Source organism: Streptomyces ureilyticus (genome assembly GCF_011045025.1).
Classification (GTDB): Bacteria; Actinomycetota; Actinomycetes; order Streptomycetales; family Streptomycetaceae; genus Streptomyces; species Streptomyces ureilyticus.
In genome coordinates this window covers 1-12,338 of the sequence record NZ_JAAKZX010000249.1, presented here as the reverse complement: position 1 = coordinate 12,338, position 12,338 = coordinate 1, and the positions used below count along the sequence as shown (strand labels likewise).

Here is a 12,338-nt window from a genome sequence, read left to right as displayed (position 1 = left end):
CGGCACAGCCCGCTCCGGCCGCGGCGCCCGCCGCTCCGGCCCAGCCCGCTGCCCCGGCCGCACCCCAGCAGCTGGACTTCAAGCGGTTCTCCTCCGACGCGCTGAAGGAGTACCTGCGCGCGGAACGGGACGTACTGCGCGAGATCACCCCCGACGTGCCCATCACCACCAACTTCATGGTGATGAACGGCACGAAGGGCATGAACTACGCCGACTGGGCCCCCGAGATCGACTTCGTCTCCAACGACCACTACGTCCACCCCGGCCCCCAGGACCGCGACGAGCTGTCCTTCTCCGCCAACCTGACCGGCGGCATCGCGGGTGGGCAGCCCTGGTTCCTGATGGAGCACTCCACCAGCGCCGTCAACTGGCAGCCCGTCAACGTCGCCAAGCGGCCCGGTGACCTGGCCCGCGACTCGCTCCTGCACGTCGCGCACGGCGCCGACGCCGTGTGCTACTTCCAGTGGCGGCAATCGGCGGCCGGCGCCGAGAAGTACCACTCGGCGATGGTCCCGCACGCCGGCGAGGACAGTGACCTCTTCCGCGCGGTCGTGGCCCTCGGCGACACCCTCAAGACCCTGGCCCCGGTCGCCGGCAGCGAGCGCGAACCCGCCCCCGTGGGCATCGTCTTCGACTGGGAATCCTGGTGGGCCAGCGAGCAGGACTCCCACCCCACCTCCCTGCTCGACTACCGCCAGGAAGCGCTCGACTGGTACTCCGCGCTCCTCGCCCTCGGCATCCGCGCCGACCTCGTCACCACCCGCACCGACCTCGACCGCTACCAGGTCCTCATCACGCCCGTCCTCCACGTCGTCCCCGCCGAACTCGCCAAGGAGCTCACGCGGTACGTCGAGAGCGGCGGCCACCTGGTCACCACGTACTTCTCCGGCATCGTCGACGAGAACGACCACATCTGGCTCGGCGGCTACCCGGGCGCCCTGCGCGAGCTGCTCGGCATCCGCATCGAGGAGTTCGGCCCGCTGCTCGACGGCGAGACCGTCGAACTGGACGACCTGGGCGGCCTTGACGACGCCGGTACGGGCTCGCTGTGGACCGACCGGATCACCGTCACCGACCCGGAGGCCGAGGTCCTGGCCCGCTACCGCACCGGCGCGTACGCCGATCGCCCCGCCGTCACCCGCCGTGCCACCGGCCCGGGTTCGGCCGCGTACGTCTCCACCCGGCTCGGCGTCGAAGGGCTCACCGCCTTGCTGCCCCGGCTGCTCGCCCCGGCCGGCGTCGAGAGCGAACTGCCCGCCGCCGCACGGGGGTTGATCGAGCAGACCGTACGCCGCTCGACCGACGGCCGCTTCGTGTTCCTGGTCAACCGGACCGACTCCGCGGTGCCGCTGGCCGGCCTCGCCGGAGAGGTCCTGGTCGGCAGCACCGACGCCGACGGCTCTCTCGTACTGGCACCCAGGGACGTCGCAGTGCTGCGGCAGCCCGCCACCTGATCCCCACCCCCGACCTCCTCGGACCGCACCGCACCCGTCCGAGGGCCATCCCTCCTGCCCGACGGGCGGGAGGACGAGCACAGCTACCACCACCGCAGTTGGGAGCACTTGATGGCACGCCGTACCCGCAGCAGACGGCTCCTCGGAGCCGCCGGCCTCACTGCCCTGGCCACCGGGGCCGCCCTGGTCTCCGCCCCGTCGTCCACGGCGCAGGTCGCGGCGGCGGACACCCCGTCCGTCACCGTCCGGCCCGACCCGTCGTACAAGCACGACAAGTTCGAGGGCTGGGGCACCAGCCTGGTCTGGTTCGCGAACGCCACCGGCGACTACCCGCCGGCGGTACGGGAGAAGCTGGCGAAGCTCCTCTTCGACGACAGCGGTCTCGCCCTGAACATCGCGCGCTACAACATAGGCGGCGGCAACGCCCCGGACGTCAAGGACTACCTGCGTGCCGGAGGAGCCGTCGAGGGCTGGTGGAAGGCCCCCGCGGGCACCACCCGCGAGGACACCGACTGGTGGAGCGCCGAGGACAAGAACGACTGGAACCCGAAGGCCGACGCCACCCAGCGCTGGTGGGTGGACCGGATCAAGAAGGACATCACCCACTGGGAGACGTTCAGCAACTCACCGCCCTGGTTCATGACCGAGAGCGGCTACGTCTCCGGCGGCTTCGACTCCAAGACCGACCAGCTGAAGCCCGAGTCCGTCGAGGACTTCGCGAAGTACCTGGTGGGCGCCACCGAGCGCCTTGAGAAGGCCCACAAGATCGACGTCGACACCCTCGACCCGTTCAACGAGCCGAACACCGACTACTGGGGCACCAAGCTGGGACCCGACGGCGAGCCCACCGGCGGTCGTCAGGAAGGCGCCCACATGGGCCCCGAGCTCCAGCAGAAGGTGCTCCGCGCGCTGGCCCCGGTCCTGAAGAAGTCCCGTACCGACGCCGAGATTTCGGCGATGGACGAGACGAACCCGAACATCTTCACGCAGAACTGGCTCAGCTACCCGCAGGAGGTGCGTGACCTCGTCGAGCAGATGAACGTCCACACCTACGGCACCGCCGGCCGCACCAGCGCACGCGACCTCGCCAAGGCCGAGGACAAGCCGCTGTGGATGAGCGAAGTCGAGGGCGACTGGGGCGACGGCCAGAGCTTCACGGACATGCGTCCGGGCCTGGGCCTCGCCCAGCGCATGGTCGACGACCTGCGTGAACTGGAGCCCAGCGCCTGGGTGTTCTGGCAGCCGGTCGAGGACTACGACAACATGAAGCCCGGCGGCGAGTCCGCGAAGGGCGGCAACTGGGGCTCCATCCAGCTCCCGTTCAGCTGCACCTCCGAGGACACCCTCGAGTCGTGCCCGATCTACACCAACACGAAGTTCGACACCGCCCGGAACTTCACGCACTACATCAAGCCCGGTGACCGGCTGATCCAGGTGAACGACACCTCCAGCGCCGCCGCCGTCTCCAAGAAGGGCGACGGGGCGAGCGTCGTCCACGTCAACAGCACCACCGGAGCCCGTTCGGTCACCGTCGACCTGTCGAAGTTCGGCAAGGTCAGCAGCAAGGCCACCGTCACGCCCGTGGTGACCAGCGCCGACAACAAGCTCGAGCGGCACAAGGCCATCAGGGTCAGCGACCGCAAGGCCACCTTCACCGTGCCCGCCCAGTCGGTGACGTCCTTCGTCGTCAAGGGCGTGTCCGGTGTCGCCAAGGACGCCGCGCTGCTCCAGAAGGGCCACACCTACGAGCTGACCGGCGTCCAGAGCGGCAAGGCACTGACCGTCGCCGACAACGGCACCAACCTGGTCATCAGGTCGGCCGCCACGGGTACCGCCGCTGCCGGCCAGGAGTGGAAGCTGCGGAAGATCAGCGGTAGCACGGACAACCGGCAGCGGTACGTGTTCACCAACCCGGTGGAGGACAAGCGCCTCGCCGTCCGTGACGGCGCCCCGATCGTGGAGCCCGACAAGGGCGGACGTGACAAGGCCACCCAGTGGTTCATGTCGTCGACCGGTGACGGCACCTTCACCCTCGTCAACGCCGCCACCGGCCGCCTCCTGGAGGTCGGCGGACAGGCCACCAACGAGGGCGCGGCCGTAACGCTGTGGACCCCCAACTCCGGCTCCAACCAGCGCTGGAGGGTCACGGACGTGACCGACTGAGCCACGAGCACCGCTCGTGATGTGACGCCTCCGGTCCGGCGGCCGGAGGCGTCACGTTTTGCGGCCGTACTGGGTTCTGCCGTACTCGTTTCTGCCGTACTGGTGCGGTGGTAGGTCCCACGGCCTAGGGCTCCTCGGACGAAAATCCCATGTACGGGGCGCGGGCCGGTTGAGAGCATGACTGCCATGCTCAGAGCCGCCGCAGAGAGACCCGTGTCCCGCCCTTCCGCGCCGCCCACCTGGGTGGTCGTCGCGCTTGCCTGCGCGGGCCAGTTCCTCGTGGTGCTCGACGTATCCGTCGTCAATGTGGCCCTGCCCTCGATGCGGACCGACCTGGCGCTGAGCGCGACGGGCCTCCAGTGGGTCGTCAACGCGTACACGATCGCCTTCGCCGGCTTCATGCTGCTCGGCGGACGGGCCGGGGACCTGTACGGGCGCAAGCGGATGTTCCTCATCGGCCTCGCCCTCTTCACTCTCGCCTCCCTCGGCGGCGGACTCGCCCAGGCCGAGTGGCAACTGCTGCTCGCGCGGGCCGTGCAGGGGCTGGGCGCGGCCGTGCTCGCACCTTCGACGCTGACGATTCTGGCGTCGGCCGTGCCGGAAGGGGCCGCCCGCGCGCGGGCCATCGCGACCTGGACCGCCGTCGGCGGGGGTGGCGGCGCGGCGGGCGGCCTCGTCGGCGGACTGCTGGTCGAAGGGCTGTCCTGGCGATGGGTGCTGCTGATCAACGTGCCCGTCGGCGCCGTCGTCCTGGCCGGCGCCCTGCGGTGGCTCCCCGAGAGCCGGGCCGGTGACCGACGGCGGCTCGATCTGCCGGGCGCGCTGCTGGTGACGGCGGGCCTCGCGACCCTCGCGTACGGAATCGTGCAGACGGAGGCCGAGGGCTGGACCTCGTCCGCGGCCCTCGCCCCGCTGCTCGCCGGGGCCGCGCTGATCGGGCTCTTCCTGCTGGTCGAGGCCCGGACGAAGACGCCGCTGATGCCCCTGAAGCTGTTCCGCATACGGTCCGTGTCGTCGGCGAACGTGGCGATGTTCCTGTGCGGCGCCGCCATGTTCTGCATGTGGTTCTTCATGACGCTGTACGCCCAGAACGTGCTCGGCTATACGCCCCTGGAGGCCGGCCTCGCGCTCATGCCGAGCTCGCTCGCGGTGATCCTCGGTTCGAAGGCCGCGCCGCGCCTCATGCGCGTGGCCGGGGCGCGCCATGTCGCGGTGTTCGGGACGCTGGTGGCCGTGGTGGGGTTCGGCTGGCAGTCGACGATGAGTGCGGACGGTACGTACCTCACGGCGATCATGATCCCCGGGATCCTGATGATGCTCGGCGCCGGACTGGCCGCGACGCCACTCGCCTCGCTGGCCACGTCGGGGGCGGCGCCGGGGGACGCCGGGCTGGTCTCGGGTCTCGTCAACACCTCGCGCACGATGGGGGGTTCGCTCGGCCTCTCGGTGATGTCTACGATCGCGGCGGCGCGGACGGGGGGCGGTTCGTCGGCCGCCGCCCTGACGGAGGGGTACGCACTGGTCTTCCGGACGGGGATGGGGGTGCTGCTGGGCGGCGCGGTGCTGATGCTGCTGTGGCTGCCGCGGCGGGTGCCGGCGCAGGCCGCGGGTTCCTGAGCCCGGACGTACGACCCGTACGTACGAGCCGGAAGGCGTACGAACTCAGAGCCAGCCCTGCTGCCGGGCCTCCCGCATCGCCTCCATGCGGTTGCGGGTGCCCGTTTTGCCGATCGCTGAGGACAGGTAGTTGCGGACGGTGGACTCGGAGAGGTGGAGTCTGGTGGCTATGTCGGCGACCGTCGAGCCGTCTGCGGAGGCCTTCAGTACGTCGCACTCTCGGGTCGTGAGCGGGCTCGGGCCGGCGCTCAACGCGGCCGCGGCCAGCGCCGGATCTATCACCGTCTCGCCGGTCAGCACCCGTCGGATCGAGGCGGCCAGTTCCTCCACGGGACCGTCCTTCACCAGAAAGCCCGCGGCGCCCGCCTCCATGGCCCGCCGCAGATAGCCCGGCGGCCGAAGGTGGTGAGGATCAGCACCCGGCAGTCGGGCACCTCGCCCCGCAACCGCGCGGCGGCGTCGAGCCCGCTGATCCCCGGCAACTCGATGTCCAGCAACGCGACATCGGGCCGCGACTCCAGAGCCGCGTCCACGATCACGTCCCCCGCCGCCACCTGCGCGACCACCTCGATGTCGTCCTCAAGGCCGAGCAGTAAGGCGAGGGCGCCCCGCATCATCCCCTGGTCCTCGGCGAGCAGCACGCGGATCGACTTGGCGGGCCGGTGGTCCCGGGGCATCTCGTTCACGGCCCAAGCGTAGGCCGGGCGGACGCACTCCGATCAGGGCCCTTCAGGCCGCCGTCCCCGGCAGCTTCAGCACGCGCGCCCCCTCCGATACATCCGCCGGGGCCCCCTCCTCACCCAACTCCGCCGTTTCCACCGGCAGTTCCGCCGTCACCACGAAGCCGCCCCGCGGGCCGGGCCCCGCCTCCAACGAGCCGCCCGCCACCGCGAGGCGTTCCGTGAGGCCCTTGAGCCCCGTGCCGCCTATGCCGCCGATGCCGGGGACGAGTGGAGGCGGCTCGGCGGGCACTGCGGGCACGGCGGACTGTCCGCGGCCGTCGTCCGAGATGCGGACGCGGACGCGTTCCGCGGCGACCTCGACCGCGATCTCGCAGCGGGTCGCACCGCTGTGGCGTACGGCGTTGGTGACGGCCTCGCGGATCACCCAGCCCAGCAGCGCTTCCGTCTGGGCGGCGAGGGGCGGGCCCGACTGGCGTACGACCGGTTCGATGCCGGCCGCCCGCAACGCCGAGCGGGCCCGGTCGAGTTCGGTGGCCAGGCTGCCCTCGCGGTAGCCGGTCACCGCCTCGCGGATCTCCGTGAGCGCCTGGCGGCCCACCGACTCGATGTCCCCGACCTGGACCAGCGCCGCGTCCAGGTCGCGGTGGATCAGCCGGCGGACCGCCTCCGACTTCACCACGATCACGGAGAGGGTGTGGCCGAGCAGATCGTGCAGGTCGCGGGAGAAGCGGAGCCGTTCCTCCTCGACCGCTCGGCGGGCCAACTCCTCGCGGGCGGCGCGGAGTTCACGTACGGCCTCGGAGAGGGAGAGGATCGCCGCGGTCACCATGGTGGAGAGGAAGGTGCCGTACGCGACGTTCACCGCACCCCAGCCGTCCCGGACCGCGGCCGTGGTCCCCGCGAGCAGGGTCAGGCCGACGCCGACCCTGCCGAGCCACGGGCCTCGTACGATCGCGCCCGTCGCCAGGCCGAGCAGCGGGAAGAAGAGCAGCCAGCTGCCGCCGTAGACGATGGCCAGCGTGCAGGTCACCACGCCCAGCGCGATCAGCATCAGGCGGGTGGAGCGGGCCTCGCGCGCCTCCTTCGAGAAGGCGCGGAACACCAAGGCGATGTACAGGGAGTTGAAGGCCACCAGGCCGATGAGGCCGATCCAGGGGTTCGGAGTCTTGCCCTGGAAGAGGTTGGAGAAGGCGCCCATGCCCATCAGCAGCCAGGGGAGGAGGACGAAGCCGTTGGGCGGCGGGCCGAGTTCCTCCGGCGGCCGGCCGGTCTTCTTCCGGTCGGCCTTTTTCTGGCCCCGGGCCCGCTCACAGCCCTCGGCGTGCCGCAAGGCCAGCCAGTAATTGACCCTGGTCATCCAGGACATGCCCTGCCCCCGCTCAAACGGTTCCAGACGGTTCCAGACAGATTCAGACGGTCCGCGCGGTCCTGCGGTACGCAGTCACAGCGTACGAGCCGAAAGCCAGCAGCCAGAGGCTCAGCACCAGTACCGCGCCCAGGGTCGGCGCATGCCCGTCGGCGACCGCCGTGCCGAGCTGCGCGACCCGGTTCGTCGGCATGTACGCGGACACCGAGCGCAGCCACTCCGGGAAGAGAGCGAGCGGGAACCACAGTCCGCCGACGACGGCCAGCACCAGGTTGCAGGCCAGGTTCGCGACCCCGGTCGTCTGCGCGGTCAGCCGGTAGCCGTTGCCCAGACCGAGCAGCGTGAACGGGATCGAGCCCAGCCACAGCAGCAGCGCGATCACCGCCCACTTCCACACATCCAGCCGTACGCCGTTGACGAGACCGCCCGCCACCAGCACCACGACGATCGCCGGCAGCACCGTCACCGCTCCGGTCAGCGCCCGGCCGATCACGACCTGACGCGGAGTCATCGGCGTGATCCGCAACTGCCGCAGCCAGCCGGTCGATTTGTCCTCGGCGACCCCGGCGCCGGTGTTCAAGGCCGAACCCATCGCGCCGTATGCGGCCATGCCGACCATCGAGGCCGTCTTCCAGCCGCTGGCGTCGCCGTCGCCGAGGTTGGTGAACAGCAAGTACATCGTCACCGGCATCACGACGGTGCCGACCACAAAGCCGGGATCGCGCAGCGTCCGCCGCACTTCGAGCCGCAGGTACTCCCACACCACACCAGCCACCTCCGTCACACCCTCTCCAGGACACTCGAGGTACTCGACGAACCCGACGAACCCGACGTGAGCGCCATGAACGCGTCGTCCAGCGACGCGGGCGCCACCTCCAGGCCCCGTATGGCACCCATCCCGGCGAGCGCGATCACCGTCGCGTCCGAGTCCTCCGTACGAAGCCGCGCCCGGTCGCCGCGTATCTCCACCGACACCACGCCGGGCAGCAGGGTCAGGCCCTCCGTGGAACGGCCCGCCAGGTCGAAGGCGACCAGGTTGCCGCCCGCCGACCGCCTGAGCTGCTCACCACTGCCGTCGGCGACGATGCGGCCCCGGTCGATGACCACGATCCGGTCGGCGTTGGCGTCCGCCTCCTCCAGGTAATGGGTGGAGAAGAGGACGGTGTGGCCGCGGCGGGCGTAGGCCCGCATCGACTCCCAGAAGGCGTACCGCGCCTCCACGTCCAGCGCTGCGGTGGGCTCGTCGAGCACGATCAGCGCGGGGTTCCCGATGAGCGCCACCGCGAACCGCACCCGCTGCGTCTGGCCCCCGGAGAGCTTGTCGACGCGCCGCCCGGCCAGCTCGGCGATACCCGCGAGCTCCAGAGCCTCGGTGACGGGCATCGGCGCCGGATACGTACGGGCGACGAATCCGACCAGTTCGCCCACGGTCACCCGCGGCACCGGCCGGCCGTCCTGAAGCATCGCGCCCACCCGGCCCGCGCGTACGGCCTCTTCCGGCGCCGCGCCGAAGAGCCGTACGACACCCTCGTCGGGCTCGTTCAGGCCGAGGAGCAGCGAGATCGCGGTGGACTTGCCGGCGCCGTTGCGGCCGAGCAGGGCGACCGTCTCGCCGCGCGCCAATTCCAGATCGATCCCGTCCACGGCTCGTACCGAGCCGAAGGTCTTGACCGCCCCCGCGAAGGACACGGCCTGTTGCGTCCCAGTCGTTTTCGTCATGGGTACGACGCTACGAATCCGGAGGCAGCGCCCGGCAGATGCGCTTGTACGGACTCGGGCGGGACAAATGTCACTGCCGTCCTCCGTGGTCCTGGGCGCCAGCTCATCTGACATAGCGTCAGGAGTCTTCACAAGTGCTGGGAGCTGGGCTATACAGAGGGTCGCCGTACTGGAACGCGTTCTAGAACGGGCGGGTTCCGCGGCCCGAGGTCGACCTCGGTGCGTCCGACGGTGCGGACGGCCGCACCGAGGTCTTCTCCGCCGACGATCCGCCAGCAGTCAGGAGCCGCATGCCCATCGACCCCGCCAAGGCCCTCGCCGCCGAGCCCCGGACCGGCGAGATCACCTGGAATCACAAGGACGTCCAGCTCTACCACCTGGGCATCGGCGCGGGCATCCCGGCGACCGACCCCGACGAGCTGCGCTACACCCTCGAGTCCAGGCTGCACGTCCTCCCGAGCTTCGCGACCGTCGCGGGCGCGGGCTCCCCGGGCGTGATCGGCGGACTGTCCATGCCGGGCATCGAGGTCGACCTCGCCCATGTCCTGCACGGCGGCCAGAGCATCGAACTGCACCGCCCGATTCCCGCCGAGGGCAAGGGTGTTGCCACCGCACGGATCGCGGCCGTCTACGACAAGGGCAAGGCCGCCATCCTCGTCATGCGCACCGAAGTCGCGGACGACGAGGGCCCGTTGTGGACGAACGACGCCCAGATCTTCGTACGCGGGGAAGGCGGCTTCGGCGGCGAACGCGGCCCCTCCACCCGCCTCGAACCGCCGACCGGCGACCCGAGCAGGGAAGCCGAGCGTCGCGTCCGCGAGGACCAGGCCCTGCTCTACCGCCTCTCCGGCGACTGGAACCCGCTGCACGCCGACCCGGAGTTCGCCAAGCGAGCCGGCTTCGACCGGCCGATCCTGCACGGGCTGTGCACGTACGGAATCACGCTCAAAGCGGTCGTCGACACGCTGCTCGGCGGCGATGTGGCACGGGTCCGCTCCTACAGCACACGCTTCGCCGGGATCGTCTTCCCCGGTGAGACCCTCCGCATCCGGATGTGGCAACAGGACGGCCGGGCCCGGGTGGCGGTGACGGCAGTTGAGCGGGACCACGCGCCGGTGCTGGCCGACACGATCATCGAACACGCATGAACTCTTGAGGGGAGCCGCACCATGCGGGCAGCCGTACTGCACGAGATCGGCCAGGAAAAGCTCGAGGTCCTCGACGACGTCGAGGCGGCGGGCTTCGGCCCCGGCCGGGTGAAGATCCGGGTACGGGCCACCGGCCTGTGCCACTCGGACCTCTCGGGGATGTCCGGGGTCCTGCCGCAGCCCGCCCCGTTCGTGCCCGGGCACGAGGGGGCCGGCGAGATCCTGGACGTCGGCGACGGCGTCACGAACCTCAAACCGGGCGACCGCGTCGTCGTCTGCTGGCTGCCCGCCTGCAACGCCTGCCCCTCCTGCAAACGCGGCCAGACCGAGCTGTGCCTGGCCGGGTTCATGAACGCCGGCACGCCCAACTTCAAGCGCCCCACAGGCGATGTCTTCGGCATGGCGGGCACCGGAACCTTCACCGAGGAGGTCGTGGTCGACGCGGGCTGCGCCGTACCCATCCCGGACGACGTGCCCTTCGACATCGCGGCCCTCATCGGCTGCGGCGTCACCACGGGACTCGGCGCCGCGCTCAACACCGCCGATGTGGAAGCCGGTTCGTCGGTCGCCGTCATCGGCTGCGGCGGCGTCGGCATCTCCGCGATCCAGGGCGCGCGGCTCAAGGGCGCCGCCGAGATCGTCGCCGTCGACCCGGTCGCCTCACGCCGCGAGTCCGCGCTGAAGTTCGGCGCCACCAGGGCCGTATCGCCGGACGAACTCCCCGACACCAAGCAGACGCTGACCGCCGGCGAGGGCTTCGACTACGTCTTCGAGGTCGTCGGCAAGTCCGCCACCGCCCGCACCGCGTACGAGAACACCCGCCGCGGCGGCACGCTCGTCGTCGTCGGCGCCGGCGCCATGGACGACTTCCTGCAACTCAGCATGTTCGAGCTGTTCTTCGACGAGAAGCGGATCCTGCCCAGCATGTACGGCGGCGGGGACGTCCTGCGTTCGTACGAGCGGACCATCGCGCTGTGGCGTGCTGGGCGCATCGACCTGGAAGGGCTGATCACCCACCGGGTGCCGCTGAGCGAGATCAACGAGGCGTTGGATCAGATGCGTACGGGTGTGGCGCTGCGTACGTGTATCGAGATCTGACTCAGGTGTGTGCGGAATGTGACGACTCGGGGTCGAGGTGTCACATTCCGCCGACCGACTGTCAACCGACTGCCAACTGACTGCCGATGGCTGAAGGGGCCTTGATGTCACTGCCACTTGAAGGGCGAGCCGCGATCGTCACCGGTGCGGGCCGTGGGCTCGGCCGGGCGGAGGCGCTGGAACTCGCCCGGCTCGGCGCCGCCGTCGTCGTCAACGACTTCGGTCAGGCGGGGCGGGACGGTTCCGGCGAGGCGTCGGCCGGTCCCGCCGAGGAGGTCGCGGACGAGATCCGGGCGGCGGGCGGCCGCGCGGTCGCCCACACCGGTGACGTGGCGGACCACCAACAGGCTCGGGAACTGGTCGAGTTGGCGGTCGCTACGTTCGGCCAGCTCGACATCCTCGTCAACAACGCGGGCATCCTGCGCGACAAGATGGTCTTCTCGATGACCGAGGGCGAGTGGGACTCCGTCATCCGCGTCCATCTGAAGGGCCACTTCAATACCACCCACTTCGCCTCCGCGCACTGGCGCAACCGCTCCAAGGCGGCGGGCGCCCCGGTGTACGGACGCATCGTCAACACCTCCTCCGAGGCGTTCCTCGCGGGTTCCGCCGGCCAGCCCAACTACGCGGCCGCCAAAGGCGGAATCGTCGGCCTCACCACCTCCACGGCGCTGGCTCTCGCCAAGTACGGCGTCACCGCGAACGTCATCTGCCCGCGTGCCCGGACCCGGATGACGGCGGACGTCTTCGCCGGTTCCGGGGAGTCGAGTGAGGGCCTCGATCCCCTCGCCCCCGAGCATGTCGCCCCGCTGGTCGGCTACTTGGCCTCACCTGCCGCCGCGCGCGTCAACGGCCAACTCCTGGTCGTCCACGGCGGCATGGTCGCCATCGTCGAACGTCCCCGGGTCGCCGCCAAGTTCGACACCAAGCGGGACGCTTTCAGCTATGAGGAACTGGACACGGTCCTCACCCCGCACTATGCGGAACGCCCCTTGAACGAGACGTTCGCGGCGGCGGAGGTGCTTGGTCTGAAGCGCGACACCTGACGCCTGTCGGGATGGGGGAGGGTTTTCTTTCCCCACCCCGCCCC

General features: G+C 70.5%; 9 protein-coding genes and 1 pseudogene. 6 read left to right on the top strand and 4 right to left on the bottom strand.

Features of this window, described 5'->3' with window-relative positions:
* The 3 genes from G6048_RS41910 to G6048_RS41900 form a co-directional block, all read left to right on the top strand.
* On the top strand, nucleotides 1–1,454 hold a 1,454-nt coding region (locus tag G6048_RS41910; RefSeq protein ID WP_165344856.1), incomplete at its 5' end, for a beta-galactosidase.
* Nucleotides 1,455–1,565: 111 nt separating this feature from the next.
* Nucleotides 1,566–3,617, top strand: coding sequence for an RICIN domain-containing protein (locus G6048_RS41905; RefSeq protein ID WP_165344855.1), 2,052 nt, complete (start codon nucleotides 1,566–1,568; stop codon nucleotides 3,615–3,617).
* A gap of 177 nt (nucleotides 3,618–3,794) precedes the next feature.
* Nucleotides 3,795–5,234, top strand: a complete 1,440-nt coding sequence (locus G6048_RS41900; protein ID WP_165344854.1) for a DHA2 family efflux MFS transporter permease subunit — start codon at nucleotides 3,795–3,797, stop codon at nucleotides 5,232–5,234.
* A 45-nt stretch (nucleotides 5,235–5,279) separates the two neighbouring features.
* Here G6048_RS41900 and G6048_RS41895 read toward each other — a convergent pair.
* From G6048_RS41895 to G6048_RS41880, 4 genes and pseudogenes are all read right to left on the bottom strand, one after another.
* A pseudogene (locus tag G6048_RS41895) lies at nucleotides 5,280–5,911 on the bottom strand (response regulator).
* Between the two features lie 52 nt (nucleotides 5,912–5,963).
* Nucleotides 5,964–7,283 carry a sensor histidine kinase gene (locus tag G6048_RS41890; RefSeq protein WP_206342802.1) on the bottom strand — a complete coding sequence of 440 codons (1,320 nt, stop codon included), beginning with the start codon at nucleotides 7,281–7,283 and terminating at the stop codon, nucleotides 5,964–5,966.
* Nucleotides 7,284–7,326: 43 nt separating this feature from the next.
* Nucleotides 7,327–8,046, bottom strand: coding sequence for an ABC transporter permease (locus G6048_RS41885; RefSeq protein WP_165344858.1), 720 nt, complete (start codon nucleotides 8,044–8,046; stop codon nucleotides 7,327–7,329).
* Between the two features lie 17 nt (nucleotides 8,047–8,063).
* Nucleotides 8,064–9,002: an ABC transporter ATP-binding protein gene (locus tag G6048_RS41880; protein WP_206342801.1), complete on the bottom strand. Its 939-nt coding sequence runs from the start codon at nucleotides 9,000–9,002 to the stop codon at nucleotides 8,064–8,066.
* Nucleotides 9,003–9,292: 290 nt separating this feature from the next.
* Here G6048_RS41880 and G6048_RS41875 point away from each other — a divergent pair, with 290 nt between their 5' ends.
* The 3 genes from G6048_RS41875 to G6048_RS41865 all read left to right on the top strand — a co-directional run bounded on the left by G6048_RS41875 (nucleotide 9,293) and on the right by G6048_RS41865 (nucleotide 12,294).
* Nucleotides 9,293–10,150 (top strand): MaoC/PaaZ C-terminal domain-containing protein, encoded by an 858-nt coding sequence (locus G6048_RS41875; RefSeq protein ID WP_165344852.1) that lies wholly within the window; start codon nucleotides 9,293–9,295, stop codon nucleotides 10,148–10,150.
* Between the two features lie 21 nt (nucleotides 10,151–10,171).
* Complete coding sequence (locus G6048_RS41870; RefSeq protein ID WP_165344851.1) at nucleotides 10,172–11,248, top strand: Zn-dependent alcohol dehydrogenase; 1,077 nt, start codon at nucleotides 10,172–10,174, stop codon at nucleotides 11,246–11,248.
* Nucleotides 11,249–11,352: 104 nt separating this feature from the next.
* On the top strand, nucleotides 11,353–12,294 hold the full coding sequence (locus G6048_RS41865; RefSeq protein WP_165344850.1) for a 3-oxoacyl-ACP reductase: 942 nt from the start codon (nucleotides 11,353–11,355) through the stop codon (nucleotides 12,292–12,294).
* Nucleotides 12,295–12,338: the final 44 nt, after the last annotated feature.

What these genes read in the sequence shown, in the direction of transcription:
- G6048_RS41905 (WP_165344855.1), top strand. Translation starts at nt 1,566, where the DNA reads ATGGCACGCCGTACCCGCAGCAGACGGCTCCTCGGAGCCGCCGGCCTC.
- G6048_RS41900 (WP_165344854.1), top strand. Translation starts at nt 3,795, where the DNA reads ATGACTGCCATGCTCAGAGCCGCCGCAGAGAGACCCGTGTCCCGCCCT.
- G6048_RS41890 (WP_206342802.1), bottom strand. Translation starts at nt 7,283, where the DNA reads ATGTCCTGGATGACCAGGGTCAATTACTGGCTGGCCTTGCGGCACGCC.
- G6048_RS41880 (WP_206342801.1), bottom strand. Translation starts at nt 9,002, where the DNA reads ATGACGAAAACGACTGGGACGCAACAGGCCGTGTCCTTCGCGGGGGCG.
- G6048_RS41875 (WP_165344852.1), top strand. Translation starts at nt 9,293, where the DNA reads ATGCCCATCGACCCCGCCAAGGCCCTCGCCGCCGAGCCCCGGACCGGC.
- G6048_RS41870 (WP_165344851.1), top strand. Translation starts at nt 10,172, where the DNA reads ATGCGGGCAGCCGTACTGCACGAGATCGGCCAGGAAAAGCTCGAGGTC.
- G6048_RS41865 (WP_165344850.1), top strand. Translation starts at nt 11,353, where the DNA reads ATGTCACTGCCACTTGAAGGGCGAGCCGCGATCGTCACCGGTGCGGGC.